Origin of the sequence: Trujillonella humicola, assembly GCF_046233715.1 — a bacterium.
Classification (GTDB): Bacteria; Actinomycetota; Actinomycetes; order Mycobacteriales; family Geodermatophilaceae; genus Trujillonella; species Trujillonella humicola.
Genome location: NZ_JBJNRJ010000003.1, coordinates 101,155 through 124,679, shown reverse-complemented (window position 1 = coordinate 124,679; position 23,525 = coordinate 101,155). Strand labels below are relative to the sequence as shown.

Genomic DNA, 23,525 nt, shown 5'->3' with positions numbered 1-23,525 from the left:
GGTGCGGGCCGCCGCCGCCACCGGGTACGCCGGCGGCCCGCTCAGCCACCTCAGCGCGCTGTCGGTCCACGGCGTGGTCGACTTCGAGGCGACGCGGCTGCACGTCACCGTCCCGTCCGGCCGCAGGGTCCGCGGTTCTCGTGACCTCCGGGTGCACCGCACGCGCGTGCCCGTGGCGGCGGTCCGGGTGCGGGGATTCCGGGTGACGTCGCTGTCCCGGGCGCTGGTCGACGCGTGGGGGGACTCGCACCGGAGCAGAGCGATCCGTGGGGCGGTTGCGGTCGTCCGCGGGGCCCTGCTCGACGCCACCCGGGAGGAGCGGGTCCCGACGGCCGCCGTGGCGGCGGAGCTGGGCGCCCGCCCGGAGCTCCCGGGCCGGGCGGCGCTGGTCGGGTTGCTCGACCTGATCGACGAGGGCTGCCGGAGCGAGCTCGAGGTCTTCGGGGTCCTGCACGTGCTGGACGTGCCCGGGCTGCCCCGCGCCACGCAGCAGCACCGCGTCGTCCTGCCGAGCGGGTGGGCGGACCTCGACGCCGCGTGGCCGGAGGTCGGGCTGGCGGTCGAGCTCGACGGCGCGGCCTTCCACGGGAGCAGGGAGCAGCGCGAGGCGGACCTCGTCCGCGACGCGGCACTGGCGGCCGCCGGCTGGCTGGTGCTGCGCTTCAGCTACCGCCGGCTGACCCGGGACCCGGAGGGGTGCCGCCGGCAGATCGCCGCCGTCCACCGGCAGCGGCTGGGCGTCGTCCCGTGACCGGCCACCCGGGCCCCGGCCCTGGCCGGTGCGGGGACGACGCCCACGCGCTGGGGACGACGGCCGGCCCATCGACGCGACGAGCCCGCCCCCGAGGTCGGGAGCGGGCTCGTGCGAGGCGGGCTGGGTTACGCGGACTTCTCGCGCGGGGTGCGGGTCGGCTTGCGGGGCACGATCGTCGGGTTGACGTGCTCGAGCACGACCTCCTTGGTGATCACCACGGAGGCGACGTCGTCCCGGCTGGGCACCTCGTACATGACCGACTGGAGCACCTCCTCCATGATCGCGCGGAGGCCGCGGGCGCCGGTGCCGCGGAGGATGGCCTGGTCGGCGATCGCCTCGAGAGCGTCGTCGGAGAACTCCAGGTCCACCCCGTCGAGCTCGAACAGCCGCCGGTACTGGCGCACCAGGGCGTTCTTCGGCTCGGTGAGGATGTTGATCAGCGCCTCGCGGTCCAGCTTCTGCACGGCGGTGATGACGGGGAGCCGGCCGATGAACTCCGGGATCATCCCGAACTTCAGCAGGTCCTCCGGCATGACCTCGGAGAAGACGTTGGACTCGTCGACCTCGGACTTCCCGCGGATCTCCGCACCGAAGCCGATGCCCTGCTTGCCGACGCGGGCCTCGATGACCTTCTCCAGCCCGGCGAAGGCGCCACCCACGATGAACAGCACGTTCGTGGTGTCGATCTGGATGAACTCCTGGTGCGGGTGCTTGCGCCCGCCCTGCGGCGGCACCGAGGCGGTGGTGCCCTCGAGGATCTTCAGCAGCGCCTGCTGCACGCCCTCACCGGAGACGTCGCGGGTGATCGACGGGTTCTCGCTCTTGCGGGCGATCTTGTCGACCTCGTCGATGTAGATGATCCCGGTCTCGGCGCGCTTGACGTCGTAGTCGGCGGCCTGGATGAGCTTGAGCAGGATGTTCTCGACGTCCTCACCGACGTAGCCGGCCTCGGTGAGCGCGGTCGCGTCGGCGATGGCGAAGGGGACGTTGAGCATCCGGGCGAGGGTCTGCGCCAGGTGCGTCTTGCCGCACCCGGTCGGGCCCATCAGCAGGATGTTGGACTTGGCCAGCTCGACCGACTCGTCGCGCGTGCCGCCGCCGGCCTGCACCCGCTTGTAGTGGTTGTAGACGGCGACTGCGAGCGCACGCTTCGCCGTCTCCTGGCCGATGACGTACTGGCCGAGGAAGTCGTGGATCTCCCGGGGCTTGGGCAGCTCGTCGAACTTCAGGTCCGACGACTCGGAGAGCTCTTCCTCGATGATCTCGTTGCAGAGGTCGATGCACTCGTCGCAGATGTAGACGCCGGGGCCAGCGATGAGCTTCTTGACCTGCTTCTGGCTCTTCCCGCAGAACGAGCACTTGAGCAGGTCACCGCTCTCACCGATTCGTGCCACCTGCTGACCTCCAGATCGGGGAAATGGTCCGCCGCTCCGCGAACCCGATGTGGTGCTGGACTTCCCGTGCTCGACCCCGCTGCGACGTGCTCCGCGAGGTGCTCTCCCGGCGCTGCCGGCCGGGGATCGGGCGCTCGTCGACCGTACCCGCCGGTCCCGACGCCCCAGGGGACCGACGCCCCCGGTGCGCCGGGGGCCGGCCGGCCGTGTCGTCGCTCACGGCACTCGGACCCCACGTGCACTCCGCCCCCCAGACGGTACGGGCCGAGGGCGCGCAACGCGACGCCTCGGCCCGCACCGGTCGGGAGTAACTCAGCTGCTGGTGGGCAGCGCGTTGAGCTTCCGGCTCTGGATCACCTGGTCGACGATCCCGTACTCCTTGGCCTCCTGGGCCGTGAGGATCTTGTCGCGGTCGATGTCGGACCGGACCTGATCGGGCGTCCGGCCGGTGTGCCGCGCGAGGATCTCCTCCATCTGCGTGCGCACCCGCTCGATCTCCGCGGCGTGGATCTCCAGGTCGGAGACCTGGCCGCCGGCCTCGCCGGAGGGCTGGTGGATCAGCACCCGGGAGTAGGGCAGCGCCAGCCGCTTGCCCGGGGTGCCGGCCGCGAGCAGGACGGCCGCAGCGGAGGCGGCCTGGCCCATGCAGACGGTCTGGATGTCCGGGCGGACGAACATCATCGTGTCGTAGATGGCCATCAGCGAGGTGAACGAGCCACCGGGCGAGTTGATGTAGATCGTGATGTCGCGGTCGGGGTCGGCCGACTCCAGCGTGATCAGCTGGGCCATCACGTCGTTGGCCGACGCGTCGTCGATCTGCACCCCGAGGAAGATGATGCGCTCCTCGAAGAGTTTGTTGTACGGGTTGCTCTCCTTCATGCCGTAGCTCGTCCGCTCCACGAAGGAGGGGAGGATGTAGCGGCTGGAGGGCAGCTGGAAACCGCTCATGGTCGTCAGTCCTCGCGGGCTCAGTTGTCGGTGACCGGGTTGGCGCGGTCGGTCATGGTGGCGCGGCTGACGACGTGGTCGACGAAGCCGTACTCGAGGGCCTCCTGCGCGGTGAACCAGCGGTCGCGGTCGGAGTCCTTCTCGATCTGCTCGACGCTCTGCCCGGTGTGCTGCGACTGCAGCTCGTTGAGCTCGCGCTTGGTGCGGCGGAACAGGTCGGCCTGGATCGCGATGTCGGCCGCGGTGCCGCCGACGCCGGCCGAGGGCTGGTGCATCATGATCCGCGCGTGCGGCAGGGCGTAGCGCTTGCCCTTGGTGCCGGCGGTCAGCAGGAACTGGCCCATCGAGGCGGCCAGGCCCATCCCGTAGGTGGCGACGTCGCAGTCGATGAACTGCATCGTGTCGTAGATGGCCATGCCAGCGCTGACGGAGCCGCCGGGCGAGTTGATGTACAGGTGGATGTCGCTCTTGGGGTCCTCGGCGGACAGCAGCAGCATCTGCGCGGCCAGCTGGTTGGCGATCACGTCGTCGACCTGGGTGCCCAGGAAGATGATCCGCTCGCGCAGCAGGCGCTCGTAGACCGAGTCGTTGAGGTTCATCCCCCCGGCCGCGCCGCGCAGCTGCGGGGCGCTGACCTGGTTCGGGTGGGTGCTCACGGGTGTGGTGACCTCCGTAGGACGGTCGGACGTTCGGTCTCGGGGATGGGTGGTTCGCAGGTGGTGCAGGGCCCGGGGGCGCGCCGCCCGGAAGGGTCTCCCCCGGGGCTCGCCTGAGTCCTGTCGACCCTAACGCGCGGCCCCGGGGCAGGAGTCCCGGCCGGCGGGGTGTTCGCCCTCGGCGCAGCGCCGGGACCGGACGCCCCGGCCCGGGAACGGACGACGCCGCCCCACCCCGGTCAGGGGAGGGACGGCGTCGTCATGTCGTGGGCAGCGCTCAGACGTTCTTGACGTCCTCGGTGTCCTCGACGGCACCCTCGGCGGCCTCGACCGCGGCGGCGTCGGCCACCTCGGCGTCGGGCGCCTCGTCGTCGGCGGCGTCGGCGGCGGCCTCGTCGACGGCGGCCTCGTCGTCGGCGTCCTCAGCGGTGTCCTCGGCCTGCACCGTCTTCGGGCGGAGCGCGTCGAGGTCGACGACGTTGCCCGAGGCGTCGGTGATCGCGGTCTGCTCGAGGAGCTGGGCCAGGGTCTTGGTGCGGCGGACGTCGGCGACGAACTCGGCGATGTTGCCGCCCTGCTGCAGCTGCTGGGCGTACTGTTCGGGGCTGACCCGGCTGCGCTGCGCCTGCGCCATGATCTGGGCGGACAGGTCGTCGTTGTCGACGGTGACCTCGCGGGCGTCGGCGATCGCGTCGAGCAGGAACTGCGTCTTGACCGCCTCCTCCACGTTCTTGCGCAGGTCGGCGTCGTAGGTCTCGCGGTCCTCGACCCCGGCCATGGACAGGTAGCCGTCCCAGTCCATGCCGGCCTTCTGCAGCTCCTGGCTCATGGCGTTGTTGCGCCACTCGACCTCGCGCTCGACGAGGTTCTCCGGGATCGGCACCTCGATGGTCTCCAGCAGGTGCTCGACCAGCTTGTCGCGGGCCTGCGCGCCCTGCTGCAGCACCTTGGTGCGCGACAGGCGGGTGCGGACGTCGTCGCGCAGCTCCTCGAGGGTGTCGAACTCGCTGGCGGTGGAGGCGAAGTCGTCGTCGAGCTCGGGGAGCTCCTTCTCCTTGACCGAGCGGACCGTCACGGTCACCTCGGCCATGCGGCCGGAGTCCGGGCCCTGGAGCAGCGCGGTCTCGAAGGTCTTCGACTCGTCGGCGGACAGGCCGCGGACGGCGCCGTCCAGGCCCTCCATGAGCTGGCCGGTGCCGACCTCGTAGGACATGCCGCTGGTCGAGCCGTCCTCGAGGACCTCGCCGTCGAGCTTGGCCTCCAGGTCGATGGAGACGAAGTCGCCGTCCTGCGCGGCGCGCTCGACGCCGTTGAGCATGGCGAAGCGCTCGCGCATGACGGAGACCTGGTTGTCGATCTCCTCGTCGGTGACCTCGACGTCGTCGACGGTGACCGCGAGCGAGCCCAGGTCGGGCAGCTCCAGCTTGGGGGCGACGTCGACCTCGGCGGTGAACTCGAGGCTGTCGTTGTCCTCGAGCTTGGTCACCTCGATGTCGGGCTGGCCGACGACCCGCACCTGGTTCTCGCGGACGACCTCGGAGTAGGCCTCGGGGATCGCGTGGTTGACGACCTGCTCCAGCACGACGGGGCGGCCGACGCGCTGGTCGATGATGCGGTTGGGCACCTTGCCCGGGCGGAAGCCGGGGATGCGCACCTGGTTGCGCAGCTCCTTGTAGACCTCACCGAAGGCGTGGTCCAGGTCCCCCCAGGGCACCTCGATCGCCATCCGGACCCGCGTGGGGCCCAGTTCCTCGATGGTGCTCTTCACAGCGCAGTGCTCCTCGGGTCTCGCAGTCGGGGATGGCGTCGGGCGGGGCGGACGACGCGGGTCGACCCACGAGTCTAGAGACGTGCGGGACGGCGCCGGGGCGCGGTGTCGGGGTGACAGGATTTGAACCTGCGGCCCCCTGCTCCCAAAGCAGGTGCGCTACCAAGCTGCGCCACACCCCGTGGCGGAACGAGTCTAGGTGGCCGCGCCGTACGGCCGCCCCACTGCTTGACGCGGGATCGGCCCCGGGATCACGCTGCCGGTCGGCTGGCGCGGGAGGTGGTCGCCGATGGCACGTGTGTCGCACCCGGTGTTCGCGCGGCTGTGGCCGCGGCTCGCCGCCGCCGGCGAGCGCCAGGGGACGGCGGAGCTGCGGGACCGGCTGCTGTCCCCTGCGGCAGGGCGGGTGCTGGAGGTCGGCGCGGGCACCGGCACGAACTTCGGGCACTATCCGCCCGCGGTGACCGAGGTGGTGGCGGTGGAGCCGGAGCCGCGGCTGCGCGCGCTGGCCGCCGAGGCCGCGGTGGCCGCACCGGTGCCGGTGCGGGTCGTCGACGGGGACGCCGAGGCACTGCCGGCCGCGGACGGCGAGTTCGACGCCGCCGTCGCCTCGCTGGTGCTCTGCAGCGTGCCGGACCAGGCACGGGCGCTGGCCGAGCTCCGGCGGGTGCTCCGGCCGGGTGGGCGGCTGCTGTTCTGGGAGCACGTGCGCGGTGACACGCCCGCCCTCGTCCGGGTCCAGCGGGCGCTCGACGCGACGGTGTGGCCCTTTCTCGCCGGTGGCTGCCATGCGGGGCGGGACACGGTCGCGGCGATCGAGGCGGCCGGATTCACGGTCGAGGAGCTGGAGCGCTTCGACTTCCCGGAGCTGCGGGTGAACCTCAACCCGATCCGACCCCAGGTGCTCGGGACGGCGGTCCGGGACTGACCGCGGGGACCGGCTACGCTGACCGGGCACCTCGCGGGTGTAGCTCAATGGTAGAGCCCCAGCCTTCCAAGCTGGCCATGCCGGTTCGATCCCGGTCACCCGCTCCATGCGCTTACCAGCCCCGATGTCCGTTTGCGCAGCTCGGCCGGGCAATCCCGCTCCTTCCGTGCCTTCACGATGCTGGCCGCTACTGACCGCTGATCACCGACCTTGGCCGGTGCTTGAGGCACGGATAAGGCACGCCCTCCACGGGTCGGCAGGGGTCTGTCAGCCATGACGTCGTGACTGACCGGGGTCAGTCCCCTTCTTCCCCGAGTGAGGCCCCCGCGGCGTGGCCCCCAGGCGAGAGCCGGTTACGCAAGCCCGGCGGCAGGTACCGGCCCGGCGAGCCGAGCGTTCCGGCCGGTCGTGACCCGCCAGCTTCGACACAAGGGGCCCGTACGCGCCGGGATCACGGTTGGGCAGAGGCACTTCGACAACACTGGTACCGGCGGGGCAGTTCCACGACCGCGCTCAAGCCGCCAGTCCGGCTCACCGAACGAGTGGCGCCGGGGACCTCGCGCACGTTGCTGTTGTGAACGGCTCGGGGTGCTCCAAGCCAGGGAGTTTGTCCTTCTCCACGGCCGATTGAATCTAGGTTGCCATCATGACGAACGAAGCGCGGCCCCTCCCGTTCTTCGATGAGGCCGCCTTTCGGGCGGACTTCCTCACCGAGATACGGGACTACGGGCTGACGGACGAGGACCTCGGGGGTTGGAGCGAGGCCGAGCTGACCCAGCTGTTCTACACGGCTCGGGACCACGGGCTGGACCCCGGACGGCTCGGGACCTGGATGCGCGAACTAGGGGACTCGGATGCCGTCTGGGAACGTTGGATGCAGGTGCAGCGGCCCCCGGCGGGACGCGACGAGGACGACGAGGAGGAGGAGGACGACGACGAGGAGGACGACGAGGAGGACGACGAGGACGCGCCGCAGGACGCGGACGAGGCGCAGGCGGAGGACGAGGAGACCGGCTGGGCGGTGGTCGGCGAGCTGGCCCAGGAGTGGTCGCACGTCTGGTACCAAGGTTCGGAGCACGCCTGGCTCAGGTACGCGTGGTCGGCGCTCCACGAGGCGGGCCTGACCGCAGTCGGCGAACCGGTGGACCGGGCTGAGGCGGTCGCGAGGCTCCTGGCCCTGACCAAGCTCTATCGCGTCTTCCACGCGTACGCCCACGAGACCGAGCACGTCGAGGAGTGGCAGGACATGGGCGATCAAGTCTGCGGCCCCGAGCCGCTCGTCCCGGCGTTCGTGTGGGGACAGCTCAGCGAACGTCGGGGGTTCGCCTCGTACAGCGACGGCGACGGCGACGAGCTCCCGGACGAGTTCGCCAAGGTCCTCGTCTGGCACTACGCGCCGGAGGTGGCCAAGGCGCTGCTCGATAAACTCGGGGAAAACTTTCTGTTCGCTTCCCTGTGGGCCTCGTCCTCACCCGCCGTCCGGTTCCCCCTCAACGACCGTCGGTACCACGAGGCGGTCAACGAGGACCCCTGGGAGAAGATGGCGGCCTACGACTGGACGACCAATGGCATGCGCCTCCCGTGAGCGCAAGCGGTGGAACGCCGCCGGCCGGGCTAGCGAGTTTCCCGGCTTCCGCGCCTCAACCCTTCTCGGCGGTCTCGTAGACAGGCGTCTCTAGGACCGGTCCCTGCGGGGCCGGGCCCGATGCGGCCGCGGGCGCTTCGCCGGAGACGGGGCCTCCAGGGGCGCTCCTCGCTCATGGCCGCAGCGCCTCATGCCGGACGGCGGCGTTCCCGGCCGCGACCGACAGCAGGACGAGGGCCAGCAGGAGCGACCGGAGCGCCACGCGAACCGTTCCGGGGCTTCAGCGCCTCCATCAGACCCAGGGCGGCCCGGATCGTTGTGGACCTCTAGGTCGGCGGTCCAACCGAGCGTGGGTCTCAGCGCGACCTCGACCTGAGCCGCTCGCATCTCCTCCTGCAACACCAACCTCTCCAGGTGCCCGCCGTCCCCAACCAGCTTGTTGACCTCGATGTCAGGCACGAGGGCCCGGGGAACGTGGATGGCCCCGGCTTCCACGCCGAGCCCGACAAGGGCGTCCGCAAGTCCTGTGATGACGGAATGCTCGGCCCGGCCCCAGCAGTAGGGGCTGCGCAAGGGGCGCCGCTCGATGCTCGCCCGGGCCGCCTCCCCGGCGATGTCGACAAGCGTCGCCTTCGGCGTCTCCAACGGCCACGCGGTGAGCTCACCAGCTGGTGCGGCCCGAGCGGACCCACGACAATCCAGGCGCCCTTGCTGTGGAAGTACAGCATGACCTGACTGCCGGTCGACAGCGGGATCGAGATGCGCTGGGGCAGGAACCGGGACTGGTGCGTACCTCGGCCGCGAGCCCGAGAGGGCCCAGCAGCGCCTGAAGGTCCGAGGCAGGGATTGGAGCTCGTAGAACCGCATCGCTGAGGAGCACATCTCCCGGCGAGAAGCTCACGAGGCCTCCGCCCGATCCGCCCGGCAGTTGCCCGACCGCTCGAGTGAGCCTCACGCCGACACCACGACTAGCTCGGCGACATAGCCTAGGCGAGAAGGTTCGGTCATGGACGTACAACAGCCGCGAACTCACCGCGGGCTCGCTATCTATCCCGACGCTTGCACGGACGCATCGCGCATGTACGCGACGCCAAAGGCGACGACCTGCCGGAATTCCTGACGCCGCGTGGCGATGTCGAATTGGCCGCCAGCACCCTTCTGGAAGATGTCGAGCCCGCGTCCGAGGAGGATCTTCCAGCCGTTGTTCGCGCGGATTGAACGGTCATGGATCGTGTCATCCCACTGGACGTTGAACTTGATTCCAACAGCGAGTGCCCCATCCTGGATCTCTTTGAGCATGAGGAGGTGCTGCTTTTGGAAGTCGCCCGTGTCCTCCTTCGTCACCAGCCTCACCGAGATCTCATCTGCGGGATCCTTGGCCGTCGCAAGCAGCGCGAGGAGGTCGACGAGGTTGCGCCCCTGGTGCGGCAGGCGGATGTACGGGTCCACGATGGTGATCTCACTTGCGCCGCGCAGGTACGGAAGCAGGAGAGTCTCGTAAGAGACGCCGCGCTGGTTCTCCTGGTATTCCCTGTGCCCCTCGAACAGGGCTGCTGGCGCGCCTGCGCCCTCCGCTGCCCCCGCGGCCGCGGGCGCTTCCAGCTCAGTGCTTGACCTAGCTGCCGAGGCCTCACCCTCGCTGCCGTCGTGGGAAGTCAAGCCGTAGTAGGTCGGGTACTCGTCCTCTTCCAGCGTCGTGACACCGTGCCAGTCGCCGGCCTTATCGAGGTACCCGAACTTGACGTCGACCATCGTCGGGTCGATGCGGAGGATCTGATCCTTGACACGCTTGCGACCCTCGACAGCGAATCGGAGGATCTCCTCGATCTCCGCCTTCGTCGCGTCACCATGCGGGTAGAGGATCTTCATCAGGCCGGAGAAGGTCTTGTGGATGCCGTCGCGGTCACGCGTGGAGATGTCAGTGCCAAGCGAGAAGTGCTGCTGGTAACGGTCGGAATAGTCCGCGTCCCGCATCGACTTCAGGACCTCCGCGATGTAGTCGACCACGAAGCCGTAGCCGTTGGAGAACATCTCCCCGCGGATCGTGTCGACCTCCCAGCCGGGAATGTAGAAGTGCAGACGGTCGAGGTAGGCCGAGTCGTGGTAGCTCTCCGGCAGCTCGTCGAACAGGTCGGAGTGCTTGAGCATGTAAGGCACGTTGTGCGAGGTGTTGCCAACGAAGACCATCGACGCCTCGGCGCCAAGCGTCTCGACTCCCCGCGAGAACGACTTGTTCGCCATGTAGTTCTTCATGATGTCGACGAGCGCCTTGTCGGCGCGCTTCTTTTTGCCTGCGAACTCGTCGAAAGCTACAACGTCCCAGTAACCGACCAGGCCGATACGGCCGTTAGAGTTGTTGACAAAGAGCTTGGGGACCGTGACTTCGCCACCGGAGATCAGCATGCCGTGCGGCGAGAACTCGGAGAAGATGTGCGACTTGCCGGTACCCTTCGGACCGAGCTCAATCAGATTGTAATTGCGCTCCACAAACGGGATGAGCCGCACGAGCTGGATCAGCTTCCCGCGGCGGCCAAAGAGCTCCGGGTTGAACCCGATCGACTGGATCAACAGGTCAATCCACTCGTCGGTGGTGAACTCCCGCCGCGCAGTGACGTAGCCCGCGAAGTCAAAGCTGGAGAGCTGGATCGGCTTGATTGACCCCAGGATCCACGGCACGACACGCGGGCTGTCGCTGTGGGCGTATTCGATGTCACAGATGCACCAGACACCGCCGACGAGCAGCTTCGGATGCGCTGTGATCGTTGCGGGCTCAACGAGGACCTGCTTGATGCCGAGGTTCGCGAACTCGGCCTCGTAAACGTCGTCCTTGTCGTTGAGCGTGACAGTGACCTTGTCAATGATCTTGTGGCGGCCACGCTCGCGGATCGTCGACTTCACCAATTCGGATTGGTTCCGGTGGACATAGTGGTCGGCGAGAATCTGGCGGACGGCGTTGATACCTGCCTGGATGGTGGCTTCGTCGTCGGATGCCGCGTACTGACCGAGCAGATACTCCAGGACGTACGACGGCACGATGGCGTTGCCCTTGACGGCCTTGACCAGGTCCTTGCGGACGACGACGCCCGGGAAGTGTTGGTTGATCTTCCTGTCCAGCTCGGAGGGCAACGGGGGTGTGCCCGCGGCCTCCTCGACAGTCTGCTCGCCGACCTCGATCACTTCGCTCATCACAACTCTCCTAGAAATCGAAGTCCGAGGCGAAGGACCGCTTGAGCGTGTACACCGTCTTGGCGTAGACGCGCCACTGGTTGGTGTTGGGTATGCGCTCCTCCAGTCGGAACTCGACGGCGCGGTTGTTGTGGTCGTTGGCGTCCTGGCTGAGCAGCATGTGTGCGCTCTGGTAACGGTCGCGCTTGTCGGTCGACTGCTGATCGAAGGTCAGCTCGACCTGGTTGGAGATGAGCGTCTCACCGACGTAGAGGCCGGCGCGAAGGATGCGCGGCTGGACCTTGTCGCTGACCGGCTCGGACTGGAAGAGCCTCACGACCACTTGCCCTGTAGTGATCTTGTCGGACTCGGGCCACACCTCGACGTTGACCGGACGGGTATCACTCTTGCGCCTCTTGTTCACCGCGAGGACAGGGACAACGACCTCCTGGAGTGTCGCGCCCCCGTGGACGAATCGGGATCCACCGCCAGCGAGGCGAAGCCGGTGGATCGACTTGGGGATCTGCACTTCTAAGTCTTCATCGAGTTCTACCTGCACGGAGTTGAACGTTCTGAAGGCGACGTCAACCTTGAGCCCGCGCCCCAGCACGTAGCGGCGATTGACGACCTTGATGTCGTCGCCCTGAGGCTGGGTCGAAAGGAAAAACGGGTCTGCCAGGGCCTCGTCTTGAAAGAGAAAACCGTGGTCAGCCGTGACGAAGATGTTGGTGGCGTTGGCGCTCGCCAGCTTCTTCACGAGGTCGACGATGTCGCGCAGCGCGTCCTCCACCGCCTCGAAGACCTGACGTTCCGTGCCCGGCTTGTCGCCAATGGCGTCGATCCGGTTGTGGTAGACGTACAGGACTCGAATCTGCTTGTAGAGGTCGCGCCTCTCGTCCGCACTGAGGGAGCTGAAGTCCTCGGCCAGGATGGCCGTACCACCGACCGCCTGAAGGATCTTCGCCCGGAAGGCCGTGCCGTTCGTGGGCTGCTCGTCCGCCAGCACCGTCTTGGCATCAGCCGAGTGCTTCAGCGTCGAGTGCGGCAGCAGGGCGGCCATGCCAAGTTGTGTGTAGCTCGGGAGCACACCGAGGACGGCGTCCAGAGAAGCGGCGAAGCGGTCCTCCTGCCGGATGCGCGAACCCAGTTCGTCGGCCACTTCGTACCGAAGCGCGTCGGAGATGATGACGACGGCCTTCTTGTCGCCATCTCGGACGAGCGGCTCGATATATGTGGCATAGAAGGACGTTTGGGAATGGAGTACCGCGGACCTCCACCGCTCGGCCTCGTCGACCTTGTGTTGCCAGGCGTTGCCAAGCTCGTAGACGAACTTGTTTGTATAGCGCTTCTCGACCTGGTCCCGCAGCGCTTCCAGCGGCTTGGGGTACTCCGCAGTGCGAGCGGCGTGAATGAACTGACGGTAAAGTTGGTCGATGCGGAACCACTCGCGCCGGTATCGCTCCAGCCCGTCATCGAAGGACTGCATGCCTAGGTCGAGCGACGCCAGCTCGGATAGCAACTGTGACGCACTACCGATCGCCGTGTAGAGCTGTCGGTACCCGTCAATCCACACACTATTCTGCCGAGCCCGCACGACCTCACCGACCTCGCGGGCGGTCACTGTGTGCTCTGCCACGGCGCGAGCGAGGTCGCTGATGATCTTCTGGTCGGTCTCCTCGAACAGGTCGGCCTCTACCAGGTCACGGAAACTGGCGTCTTCGATCGAGGAGGCATAGTCGAGATCGCGTGCCGCTCGCTTCGCGAGGGCTGCAACTGCGTCCTCGCTTCGTCGGTCGTTGCGCAGACTCGCGAAGTCCAGCTGAATGTTGCGAAGGCCACTGGGGCGCTCGGACTTGAAGCCAGCGATCGCCTTGCGGAAGATCCACAGCACGAGGTCGTCTAGGCTCGGCGAAGGCGACTCGTAGCCGTAGATGCTCGCGACTCCCCGCCAGTAGAAGTCCGCCAGACCGTAGTCCGCGAGTGCGTCATACTTCGTGCGGAGACCTTTGGAGTTCTCCACCAACAGCGTCCGGGTGATCTCTAGGAGGCTGTGCTCTCGCTGTCCGAGCAGGACAGCGGTCATCTTTGCCCGCAGCCTCGCCGCGTCATCATCCGCACTCAAGATCGCCTTGAGGCTCTGGACGCGCTTAGCCGAGTCGAAGAACTTCTCGTGCGCCTCGAGGACCTGGTCGATGCCCTCCCGCCTGAGCCCGAGATCCTGCGCGATGAGGGTGGCGCGGTCCGCTGTGAAGACTCCGTAGGCAAGCTCCAGATCGAGCAGCCAGTTCCCGATGCCGGCCGGCACCGGCCCCGAGCGGTAGACGAGGAACTTGCTGGTTGGCTCCTCCTGCAGCAGCCGATTCTTGATGCGGTACTCGTCGTTGCCTACCCGAATCGTCTGTACCTGGGAAAGCTCGAGGGCGTCCAGGTCGGCAGCGTACTGCCCATCTGGGTCGTGCCAGAACACGACCCGCTGGCCCGCGAATCGGCGCTCGAGATGCGGGCGGACGCTGGCGGCATCACTCATTCGCTCGACTCCAGACCAGGAATCTTCTTCAGCGCGGCGCCGAACTTCGCATAGTTGACCTTCACGCCGTCGTCCAGGTCAATGGATATCTGCCGAGACGCCAGGGGGTACAGAACATCGTGCTCGTACTCTTCAAGCTCGAGCAGGACCTTGCGGAGCCGATCTGCTTCCCTCAGAGCGCCAGCCTGCTGTCGCGACGTACCCCCGCCGGCCGCGAGTCGTTCCAGATGCTGGAGGCTGGCCTCCAGCTTGGCCTTGTATTCCCGCAAGTACTCATTCAGCACCGTCGACACAGTCGACGGCGTGTATCGATGCACGTAGATCAGAGCATTGAACGCGCCCTTAGGGCTGGAGAACAGCCAATAGATCGGTCGCTTCTTATAGCGCTGGACGTGGTCTTTGTAGAAGTCCCGTAAGAAATAGTCGCGTAGGTCCTTCACGCCGATCGACTGCATGACAAAAAGCAGGTTGTCCTCGAAGAGCTCTTCACCAAAGGCAACCCGGAGGAAGCGACGGAACCGCGCGACGATGTCGTCCTCGAACCAGTCCCCGTCGACGATTGGGATCACATTGTCCTGATCTGGAGCGAACGACGGGTCCGGGACCTTATCGAGGTACTCATTAAGAGACCCACCCTGCCTGGCCAGGATTAGCCCTGGCGTGTCGAGACTATAGCGTCCGAACATGCAACCTACCGCATAGGAGATGAGATCCCGCATGTCTTCAGCAAGCTGAAGCGATTGAAGCTCGACCGGATCCTGACGTCCCGGAAAGCGATAGTTTGGATTAGAGGTCAGTGTCACATCCTCAGGCGCCGATGGGCCCGGCGGCAAAGGGACGCTGTATCGGCGAGCAAAGTTGCGGCTGTTGTCCTCTTCCCAGCGTCGCAACAACTCAGTCTTCGAGTCCCATCGAGCACGGACGGCGTCCAAGAGCCCCTCAATAGACCCATGTCTCGGGCCTTGGGTCAGCAGAGGAGACCCCTGGAAGTCCCAAGACCGCTCGAATCTATCCCAGTCCTCTCGAGCGATCATAATCGGAAGGAAGGAACCCAGATCCGATATGGCCTCATTGCCGGTGGCCAGCGGGACTCGCGCAAGGTCCCCCACCTGGAATGTTGAAGTAGGGTTCAAGGCTTTCATGAATTGGGGCATCAGTGAGCTGCACAGCAGCGACAAGATATCCGCCATGTCGGCATGTTCCGCAGGGATGCCCGATGACCCCTTTACGTCGAAGAAGAAGCCGGGCGGACTGTAGCGCGCCGCGAAGGTTCGTGTCGTGATATCCGACCAGGTGATGCACTCCTTGAGCATCGCATCCAGGTTCTGGATATACCGAGACCAGTGACGTCCTTGGTTTCGCAGCGTCGCAAGCTCTTTTAGTTCCCGACCGTCGTCCTCCCAGTTGATCACATAGACGTTGTTGCCGTACCACTTCCTATGCCCGCCACCCTTGTTATAAGGGAACCATTTGTAACCGGAATGGCGAGCGTCATCGAGCGTTTCTATGCCGAACCCGATTCGATCGTGCGACACCTCATGCCACAATCGCAGGAACCGGTCATTGTTTCCCGTATTAAGACCCACGGCAGCCTTCAGCTTCTCGCCGAGGGGTGGAAAGCTACCAAACGCCTGACGGAAGGATTGAGAGAGCCAATACGCGATTGGCGCCCCGTCGATAGACCTTAGCTGGCTCGCAGTTACGCGGTAGGCAGAGTCTGTTTCTATCGCGCTTCGGAGTGCTGCGGCCTTGTCCTTACCCGAGCGCCCTTCCCGCAGGTCGACGTATTGACCCGCAGACTCGCTGAGGGTATTGGCTGAGATGAACGCGGTCGTCGAGACGACCTCGCCACCGACACTGTCAAACGCGTTTGTCCCCAGATGCGCCATGACTTGCAGGCTGACCCGGTCCAGTAGACTGAGGCGAAGCTTCTTGAAGGCGCTCAGGAACATCCACGACTGCATAGTGATCATGCCGACTAGACCTGAGCGATCACTCAACGCCAAGCAGCGTTCCATGAACATGGCGAAGAGGTCGGATTTCGCATCTGGATAAGCGCGCTTCGCGAAGGCGCTCAGTACATCACCCATGTTCTTGTTGCCCATGTAGGGCGGATTCGCCACGACGACGTGATACTTCGATGCAAGTAAAGTCGCCTGACGTATTAGCCGGGAGGCCCGATCGCGGAGATCCGATGCGAAAAGTGTGTCCCCGGGCAACGAGTCTGCCTCCGGAAGTAGGCTGAGCAGCTCGTGTGGTGCTTCCGGTGACTGGATAAGCGATCCAAGGACCTCGGCATGCTCAAATCTGTTCCACAACGCTGCTTGGGCGTCCCGACCCCCGTCGGAACGAGCGAGTGCATCCAGCTCATCGGGTGTGAATGAGATTGGTTCCAACACGCAGACTTGGGGTTCGATCTTCTTGTTGAAGAATGTCCGCTGTACCGCACGTGCTTTCATCGTTAAGGCGAACGCCGCGAGTGCGCCGGCGCGCGGGTCGATCTCGAGCCCGTAGAGATTGTTCGAGAGAATCAACGCAGGAATTTCCGAGGGTGCGTATCCCTCCTCCTGATAGATCGCATAAAGAAGGTCGAAGGCGTACGTGAGCATGTGCCCTGAACCGCACGCCGGGTCAATAATCCTGAGTTCTTCAGGGGAGTTGACCTTGACGAATTCCGTGCCCTCGTCGACTGGCGACATGTAATAGTCCATCTGGTGGACCAGGTTCGATGTCGGCCTGTTCAGCATCCAGAGCCGGCCCAGCGAGTTCTCGACTAGGTACCGGACTATCCAGTGCGGGGTGAAGAGCTGGGTAGCAGCGGCGATCTCAGCAGCGCCAGCCTTGTTGTTCTTCTTGAAGCCGGCGAAGACCTCATCCTTACGCTCTGAGATGTAGAACTGGTACAGCCAGCCGATTACCTCGACGTCCTGACAGACGGTTTCGGTAAGGACGTTGACGGCGCGGTTGAGGACCGAGTCGTCGGCCAGGAGGTTAGCCGGGATGAGCAGCTCGGTGAAGTCGCCCTCGCGCTCGAACATGAAGGGCATGGCCCGGTTCCAGTGGCGGCAGTGGTCCGCAAGGAGCAGGGCGTAGGCCTCGCCCTGTGGATCCACGGCGCGGCGCGTGCCGTCGAGCAGTCCGGTAACCGTATCGCGGGTCCTGGGGCGGACGACCTCAGGGTCGAAACTGCCCCGCTTAGCTTCAGCGAGGATCTCAGGCTGTCCACCCCCTCCGCTCCCGGGCGAGACAACGCCGAGACCTGTGTAGCCGTTCGCGTCCATGAACCGGAGGGCGATGATGCGGTTAAACCATGTATAGGCGACACGATCCGCGACCACTGTCCTGCCCTTGTCACCGCCACCCGCGGTGTTGACCGCGCGCTGCAGTGATTCGACGGTCCTCGGCTGCTCGACCCGCTCGGTTGACGCCGGACCCAGCACCACGGCAATGCGGGCTGTCACCTCGCGGATGAGCGCGATGCGCGCCCAAGTAGCGAAGGCCTTGAGCGGTGCGGTTTCCATCAGAGTGAGATTCGCTTTCCGTCGTTCAGGGTCTGGACGAGGGCGTTGCGGAGGGCCCCGAGGTACTCATCCAGGTCTTCTTCCGTCTCAAGGACTCCGGCGAGACCGGGCACGGAGACGGTCTTGATCGAAATGGTTTGCTTCGGAGGTGTGGCGTCATCGTCACTGTCCTGCTGTGAGGCGGCGAGCTGATCTAGCAAGGCGGGGTAGACGCTTGCCTCGAAGCTCGACCCGATCTCGCGGATCAAGGCGATCTGGTTCTCCGCGTCCAGACGCGCGATCGTCCGCTCGATCCTTTCGACGACGCTTTCCTGAGCTGTGCTGGTCGCCTTGGTGTAGTACTCGCTCGCGACCAGCTCCTTCTTGCGGACCTCGATCGCCCCCACGACGTCTGCCCGGTTCGCGGCAATCATTTGATCGATCTGAGCGCGGAGATCGTGCGTAGCCTGCTTGAGTTGCGCCATCCGGTTACCTCGGAAGGCGTTGGGATCGTCCAGAGCACCGCGGACTGCTTGGTCGGCGCCGGCCGGCAAATACCCCAGGTTGCTGCTGTGGGTGCTCAGCAGGGCTGCAGCTTCGTCATAGATGCTCCGCTGTGCACCGTTGAGGAAGGACTGGATCGGATCGACCACGCTCTCCTTGGCGTCGAGCAGCTCGTCTCCGACGGCGAAGTTGCTCAGGTACCACTCGTCGGGCTTGCCGACGGCCTCTTCGAGCAGTGCGATCGGCTCAGCAAGCAGCCCAACGAACGGGTACTTCGAGCCAGTGACTGTGGCCTTGAGTTCATCCAGCTTGCCCCTGAGTTTGTCCGCGCCGTGCCTTGCCAGCTCCAGCGGGTCTTTAGGTGCGTTCGCTTCGTCGAAGAAGTCCGTGCAAAACTTGCGGAATGCCGCGACTTTTCGCTCGTCGAAAGTTTTCTGGGGAGCGACGACTTCGTGTGCGTGCTTCTGAGTGTTGCGGAGGACAGCTGCGACCTCGCTGCGCTTGAGGGTATTGCCGTCGACGGTGAGCGTGACCTTGGAGTTGCCGATGAGATAGGCGACCAGCACCTCGATGGAGCCGAGATCCCAGCCGTACGGTTTGCCTTGGAACTTGTCGACGATCGACTTGACTGTCACCTGTTCGCCGAGCTTCTCCTTGCTCAAGACGAATGAATAGACCTCGTCCCCCGGCGCGGAAAGCGTCGTCAAGCCGGTGACATCGAACAGGCCGCTGTCTGGGTTTGCTGCCCCAGCTACCTGCTGCTCGCTGTAGGTGAAGCCGCCGAGCAGCTTGAGCTGGGTGTACGTGCGGCTGATGAGGTCTTGAAACCCGTCGGTCACGCGGATGACCGCATCCTGGGAATTGGATGTGGCGTCGGCGGCGTTGATAACCAGTGCGGACTTGCCGACGGCCCGGCGAATGCGCTCGATCAGTTCCTTCTCGCGCTCGACGTTCTGCGCGGCCTTGGAGCGGAGGATCTGATCCTCGATCGCGGTCAGGGAAGTTGTCTGCTTGCGCTTGATGTACTTCTCGGTCTTGAGGAGCAGCCTTAGGTCAGGCAGGACCCGCTCGTCCGGTTCAAGGACCACCCGCAGCTCGTCCTTGCCGGCGCTGTGCATGCGGATCTCGTCCGGGGTGTAGGGGTATTCGGGTGTGATGAAGTGGATGGAGAGATCGCGCTGGGGGCCGTGGGCCTGATCGTCGAGCTTGTAGCCAAAGGGGAAGTCCTGGCTGTTCTTAGCGTAACGGATTTTGTTGGTCTTAATGACGTCAGCGGAGAGGATCTTGAAGAGTCGACCGCTCACTTCGGATGAGTCGATGTCGACGTTCTTGATCTCTTCCTCAATGACCTGCTCTTCGTTGGTCAGGTATTCGTAGACGTTGCCGTTGCGCTGTACGTAGGTCTGCGTCTCCAGCAGCGTTAGCGCTGCTTTGACGTCCTCGGACAAGGCGGGGAGGTCAAGGCCGAAGTGGTCGTAGAGGAGAACGGTGAGGTTGCGTGCAGTGGCCTTGAAGCTCTCCACGTACTTGACGAGAAAGAGCGCCTTCAGCAGGCGGATCGCCAACGGGTTGTCAAGGTTGCGCTCGGCGACGTCGATGGAGCGCTGGGCCGCGGACTTCAGCGATGCCCGGATGCCGGCGTACATGTGGTCGAAGGTCGCCAACCGGCCGACCTCAACGTCGCCGATGTCCTTGGCAACCTGTTGAACGACGCCGAGCATGGACCGTTCGCCTACCGAGCTGTTGCGCCCCTCGAAGACGTTGTGGTCCGAGATGCCCTCGATCGCCGCCTGGAACAGTGAGAACTGGTAGGTGACGAACGGGTAGGTGCCGATGAAGTGCGCTTCATCGGTGTAATTCCGGTACGTCTTCGCGCCGTCGACGAAGTCGAACAGCGTCTTGAAGTTCGCTGACTCCCTCGCGTAGATCGCCCGGAGCGCGGCGGCGCCTGCCTCGTTCTTCTCCAGCAGGCGCTTGCGGATCACTTCCTCGACATCGGCGCTGGTGAGCTTGACCCGCGTCTTGAACCGAGCCTGGATCTTGGAGAAGTCGTTGCCCTGCTGCCTGGTCCGGTCACCGACGACCTTGTCCATGTCCTCCTGGGAGGTCACGAACACCCACGCGCGCCCGTCGCACTTGGTGTTGAGTGACTCGGCGATGGTCTGGAGATTGAGCATCAGGTGCGTGTTCGACCCGATGAACTGGCCTACCTCATCGACAAAGAAGTTGAGGCGGTAGCCATCCTCCTGCCGGTCAAGCCACGCCTTGACCTCGTCGGCGAAGTCTTCAATCGACACAGCGTACTCGTTGCGGTATTTGGTCAGAATGTTGGCCGGCGCGCCCTCAGAACGGCCGATGATCTCGGCATACGCCTCGGCGACGTTGGCCTCCTCAAGAACGCCCTCTTCGCGGCCCTGCGTCCAATCCCGGCCGGAGATTCGGCGGTACGCCTCCTTGAAGGCTTTGTACTGGCCTCGGTTGTCCAGATCACGCTCAAAGCGCGCCACGTGTCCCTGGTTGCCGTAGTAGCCGCGACTCTCGTCGAGGACCTTCACGAACACCTTCAGCAGGGCATCGGTCTGATCCTTGGTGATGAGGGTGGCCTTCTGGTCGATGTTGAACAGCAGGCTCTTGGCCGAGATGCGGTCGGCCTTGGTGAGGAGGGCGGGCAGGAACGCGCCGGTCGCCTTTGAGCGGAAGCTTTCCGAGACCTGCGCCCTGTCAAAGTCCTGGCCTTCGACGTCTCCGAGCAGGTGCGCAAGCATCTTCAGCAGATGCGATTTACCAGACCCGAAGAAGCCGGAGATCCATACCCCGTTGGCGTTGGTGTAGTTGGTGTATGCCTCGAGCAGCAGCTCGAGACCTTTGGCCGCCTCGTTGGTCAGCACGTACTCGTCGACTTCAGTGCCCAAGTGCGCAACGTCGTCGGCCTTGATGACGCCCTCGATCGGGCGCTGTACGTCCTTGGCAAAGATGTCGTTCAGCTGCATGAGGTCACGCTTCCTGTTCCAAGATGTTCTTGGCTCGGTAGTACTGGTCGTCCTTGAGCCGCCCGAAGAGCACGAGTGACGAGCCGAGGGTGTCGGACTGCTCGTAGCGGCCAGGGAAGAACATGAGCATGGGCTTCCCGGTCACGACGCTCTGAAGGTTGTTAAGCACGTTGTGCGACCGGATGTACGGGAACACCTCGCCGATTCCGGTGAGGAAGAAGATGTCGAAGGCCTCGTCCTGGATCTCGCGGCGGATCGCGGGCGCGATGTGGAGCTGCGGGTCGAGCATGCCCTGGAGCAGCTCACGGAAGTCGTCCTTGTCCTGGGCCGACTCCGCCGCAAGAACGCGGTCCCAGACCCCCCGCTCCTTCAGTATGGCGACGGACAGCTCGTAGAGATTCACCTCACGAACCCGGATGCCCTTCTGGCCGAGCCTGTTTTTGATCCGCTTTTTTCCCTGCGCCACCGGGAGAGCGTCCTCGGGTGGGTACGGGTAGATGAAGAACGGCACCTCGTTACTGAGGCCCTCCATCCGCAGGAAGCGCTGGCCGCTCAGGACCCTGAAGAGGTGCTCCTCCTGCTCAGCCAGGTTCATCCGGGTCATCGGGCGGGGCCTCCCGTCGGGAAGAAGCGCAGGTCGCTCGGCGTCCGCGACGAGAAGGCATCAGCGACACGGGCAGACAGAACGGCTTGGACGATGTGGCCGTCCTGTGAAAGCAGGCCAGCCTCGACGAGCATGCGGAAGACGTTGGATCGCAGCTTGCGCAGTGTGGAGTCCGTGAGGCCGGCGACTTCTTCGTGCCAGATCGCCTTCATCCGGATGAAGCCGTCGAAGTTGCCGTGGTCGAGCTTGGGCGCGAGTAGAAGAAAGCGCTCGCGAAGCACCTCCTCGGCGAACTCGCCGATGAGGTCGTATCGGCGGCAGGCGGCAGCCCACAGAAGATGCCCGCGCTCAGAGGTGGTGGAGTCGAGCAACAATTCGAGCTCGTCGTCGCCCAGGACTGCGAGCCGCTGCGTCACTTCGCGGGCGAGCCGGCGGCCGGTCGACACAGTGCGCGACTGGAGCAGGTTGTCCTTCTCGATCAACTCCCGGACCTTGCCCCAATCCTGCTCACGGAGATGAAGCGAGGCGGCGATGGGAGCCTCGCGCATCAGGAGGGCACCACTGGTGAACGACAGTGCGTAGCGAGATGCGCCCGACGTCCGAGTCATCGCGTGCTCCTCCGTCTGGACACGAACGAAGTTGATCAAGATATCGCCACGCTGTGACAGTTTGGGCCGACCGCGGATGGCCACGCCTCAGTCATGCGCCGGCTCTTCTGAGGCGGCAGCGCCGCCGGTACGGACCCACTCGTCGACCTCGCTGGCCTGGAACTTCCACAGCCGACCGATCTTGTGCGCGGGCATACCTCTATCGGCGATCCACGAGTAGACCGTGTCCTTCGTGACGCCCAGGTGGGCGGCGATGCCGTCGGCAGACAGCCAAGGTTCGGGCATCGTCGTCCCCGTTCCGGCGAACACGGACGGCCGCCGTCTCGGACTTTAGCCGGAAGGAGCCGGGTTTGGGACGGTCTTCGAGGGGGTGTCGGGTCCAGCAGAGTGAACCATGCGTCTCACCCTGGGGCCGGTAACGGCAACACAGTGTAACTGCCTGTTGTTGGCCTGTAGGGACCTCTGACAGCGCCGCTCCACCGTGCATGCAGACCCGTCGGGGACTTCATCCGGCAGCATGACGGTCGCGCCCCGCCGCGGGGATGCGGAGCTGTGTTGCGCCGGACCGGAGAACGAGCACGTCACCGCCGGGAGGCTCGGCGGCGCAAGGCACTGTGAGGAGTTCGTGATGACGATCCAAGTCTGCCCCTTCCACGCTGATGAAGGGATCCACGGAGTTCCGCTGCACGACGAGGCCAAGACCGAGGTGTTCGCATGCCGCCGGCAGGGCCATCCCCGGCCGGGGCCCTGGATCTGGTCCTTCGTCCCCGAACCACCCCACGCGGCCGGCGCCAGCGGGCTGGCCGCCGCACTCGGCCTGCACGTGGAGCTGCCCGCTGCGCTCAGCTCCTACCCCGGGCAATGGGTTGAGTACGGCCTGGTCGAGCGTGCCTACGCCCAGGCCCATCCCGAGGACTTCCGCAAGCTTGTCCGGCGACACGGCCACACCCACCTCGCGCCGTCGCAGTACACCGCGTCGGCCTACCTCGCCCGCACCCTCGGCGAGCTCAGCCGTAGGGGCAACGTGCTTTTCCGGCCCGGCCGCGGCACCGGCCGCTGGAGCTACAACAGCGACATCTCCTACTGGGCCCTCCCGCCGGAGCCGAACTGGGACGACCGGCTCAGTTGGGAGCAGGCCGCCGTGGAGGTCGACTATCTGAGCTGACCTAACCTCGCTCTCCCCAGCGACCTTGGACAGACGGGGACCCCACTGCGACAGGCATGGCCTGTGCCCGCCGGTTGCATGACGCCGCCGCAGACACGAACGATGCAGCCACCGCGAGGTCGCGCCACTCCCGTACGCCAGACCGCGCGTGCCCCTTCCGCATGTCGCCGCAAGTCATCCACGCGCCCGGAGACACGTGGCGGCGACTGCAGTCGGCCGCATGAGGCGAGAGGACCAGTCGGCTCTCGGTCAGGCCGAAGCCGTGCGTTTCACGGTCACCATCCCGGATAGCGCTGCCACCAGCCGGGGTCGTCGCCCTCCAGCCAGCTGACCTGGTACTCCCCCGGCCTCGTCTCCTTCAGCGGCTCGCGCCCACCGGGCGCCTCCGAGAGCTCGCTGACCAGGTCGCGGGCCAGCATGTCTGTCAAT

General features: G+C 65.4%; 16 protein-coding genes and 2 tRNA genes. 5 read left to right on the top strand and 13 right to left on the bottom strand.

From position 1 onward, the window contains the following. Position 1: 1 nt before the first annotated feature. Complete coding sequence (locus ACK586_RS02905) at positions 2-751, top strand: DUF559 domain-containing protein (RefSeq protein WP_409328948.1); 750 nt, start codon at positions 2-4, stop codon at positions 749-751. A 128-nt stretch (positions 752-879) separates the two neighbouring features. On the opposite strand, the gene clpX is transcribed toward ACK586_RS02905, so the two are convergent. The 5 genes from clpX to ACK586_RS02880 form a co-directional block, all read right to left on the bottom strand. After that, positions 880-2,148, bottom strand: a complete 1,269-nt coding sequence (gene clpX / locus ACK586_RS02900) for an ATP-dependent Clp protease ATP-binding subunit ClpX (RefSeq protein ID WP_409328947.1) — start codon at positions 2,146-2,148, stop codon at positions 880-882. A gap of 312 nt (positions 2,149-2,460) precedes the next feature. Then, positions 2,461-3,096: an ATP-dependent Clp protease proteolytic subunit gene (locus ACK586_RS02895; protein ID WP_409328946.1), complete on the bottom strand. Its 636-nt coding sequence runs from the start codon at positions 3,094-3,096 to the stop codon at positions 2,461-2,463. A gap of 20 nt (positions 3,097-3,116) precedes the next feature. Further along, positions 3,117-3,752 (bottom strand): ATP-dependent Clp protease proteolytic subunit, encoded by a 636-nt coding sequence (locus ACK586_RS02890; RefSeq protein WP_425330361.1) that lies wholly within the window; start codon positions 3,750-3,752, stop codon positions 3,117-3,119. Positions 3,753-4,029: 277 nt separating this feature from the next. Then, positions 4,030-5,520 carry a trigger factor gene (gene tig, locus ACK586_RS02885; protein WP_409328945.1) on the bottom strand — a complete coding sequence of 497 codons (1,491 nt, stop codon included), beginning with the start codon at positions 5,518-5,520 and terminating at the stop codon, positions 4,030-4,032. Positions 5,521-5,628: 108 nt separating this feature from the next. Further along, positions 5,629-5,702 (bottom strand) — tRNA-Pro (locus ACK586_RS02880). Positions 5,703-5,809: 107 nt separating this feature from the next. On the opposite strand from ACK586_RS02880, the gene ACK586_RS02875 reads away from it, so the two are divergent. From ACK586_RS02875 to ACK586_RS02865, 3 genes are all read left to right on the top strand, one after another. Then, complete coding sequence (locus tag ACK586_RS02875; RefSeq protein ID WP_409328944.1) at positions 5,810-6,448, top strand: class I SAM-dependent methyltransferase; 639 nt, start codon at positions 5,810-5,812, stop codon at positions 6,446-6,448. 33 nt (positions 6,449-6,481) lie between these two features. Next, positions 6,482-6,555, top strand: a tRNA-Gly gene (locus ACK586_RS02870). A 539-nt stretch (positions 6,556-7,094) separates the two neighbouring features. After that, positions 7,095-8,033: a hypothetical protein gene (locus ACK586_RS02865; protein WP_409328943.1), complete on the top strand. Its 939-nt coding sequence runs from the start codon at positions 7,095-7,097 to the stop codon at positions 8,031-8,033. A gap of 1,047 nt (positions 8,034-9,080) precedes the next feature. Here the strand turns inward: ACK586_RS02865 and brxL are convergent. The 7 genes from brxL to ACK586_RS02830 are packed head-to-tail and all read right to left on the bottom strand — an operon-like array spanning position 9,081 to position 22,240. Then, complete coding sequence (gene brxL / locus ACK586_RS02860) at positions 9,081-11,219, bottom strand: BREX system Lon protease-like protein BrxL (protein WP_409328942.1); 2,139 nt, start codon at positions 11,217-11,219, stop codon at positions 9,081-9,083. 10 nt (positions 11,220-11,229) lie between these two features. Next, positions 11,230-13,725 carry a BREX-1 system phosphatase PglZ type A gene (gene pglZ / locus ACK586_RS02855; protein WP_409328941.1) on the bottom strand — a complete coding sequence of 832 codons (2,496 nt, stop codon included), beginning with the start codon at positions 13,723-13,725 and terminating at the stop codon, positions 11,230-11,232. Then, positions 13,722-17,246, bottom strand: coding sequence for a BREX-1 system adenine-specific DNA-methyltransferase PglX (gene pglX, locus ACK586_RS02850; protein WP_409328940.1), 3,525 nt, complete (start codon positions 17,244-17,246; stop codon positions 13,722-13,724). Before pglX ends, pglZ begins: the two co-directional genes overlap by 4 nt. Continuing rightward, the gene (brxC, locus tag ACK586_RS02845; RefSeq protein WP_409328939.1) at positions 17,246-20,719 is read right to left on the bottom strand and encodes a BREX system P-loop protein BrxC; all 3,474 of its coding nucleotides are present in this window, start codon (positions 20,717-20,719) and stop codon (positions 17,246-17,248) included. The genes pglX and brxC overlap by 1 nt, the downstream gene beginning before the upstream one ends. 4 nt (positions 20,720-20,723) lie before the next feature. Beyond that, positions 20,724-21,323, bottom strand: a complete 600-nt coding sequence (locus tag ACK586_RS02840) for a DUF1788 domain-containing protein (RefSeq protein WP_409328938.1) — start codon at positions 21,321-21,323, stop codon at positions 20,724-20,726. Further along, on the bottom strand, positions 21,320-22,015 hold the full coding sequence (locus ACK586_RS02835) for a DUF1819 family protein (RefSeq protein WP_409328937.1): 696 nt from the start codon (positions 22,013-22,015) through the stop codon (positions 21,320-21,322). The genes ACK586_RS02840 and ACK586_RS02835 overlap by 4 nt, the downstream gene beginning before the upstream one ends. A gap of 3 nt (positions 22,016-22,018) precedes the next feature. Then, the gene (locus tag ACK586_RS02830; protein WP_425330360.1) at positions 22,019-22,240 is read right to left on the bottom strand and encodes a helix-turn-helix domain-containing protein; all 222 of its coding nucleotides are present in this window, start codon (positions 22,238-22,240) and stop codon (positions 22,019-22,021) included. A gap of 316 nt (positions 22,241-22,556) precedes the next feature. Between ACK586_RS02830 and ACK586_RS02825 the strand changes: the two genes are divergently transcribed. Next, positions 22,557-23,096, top strand: a complete 540-nt coding sequence (locus ACK586_RS02825; protein ID WP_409328936.1) for a hypothetical protein — start codon at positions 22,557-22,559, stop codon at positions 23,094-23,096. A 275-nt stretch (positions 23,097-23,371) separates the two neighbouring features. Here ACK586_RS02825 and ACK586_RS02820 read toward each other — a convergent pair whose 3' ends face one another. Continuing rightward, positions 23,372-23,515 (bottom strand): hypothetical protein, encoded by a 144-nt coding sequence (locus ACK586_RS02820; RefSeq protein ID WP_409328935.1) that lies wholly within the window; start codon positions 23,513-23,515, stop codon positions 23,372-23,374. Positions 23,516-23,525 lie beyond the last annotated feature (10 nt).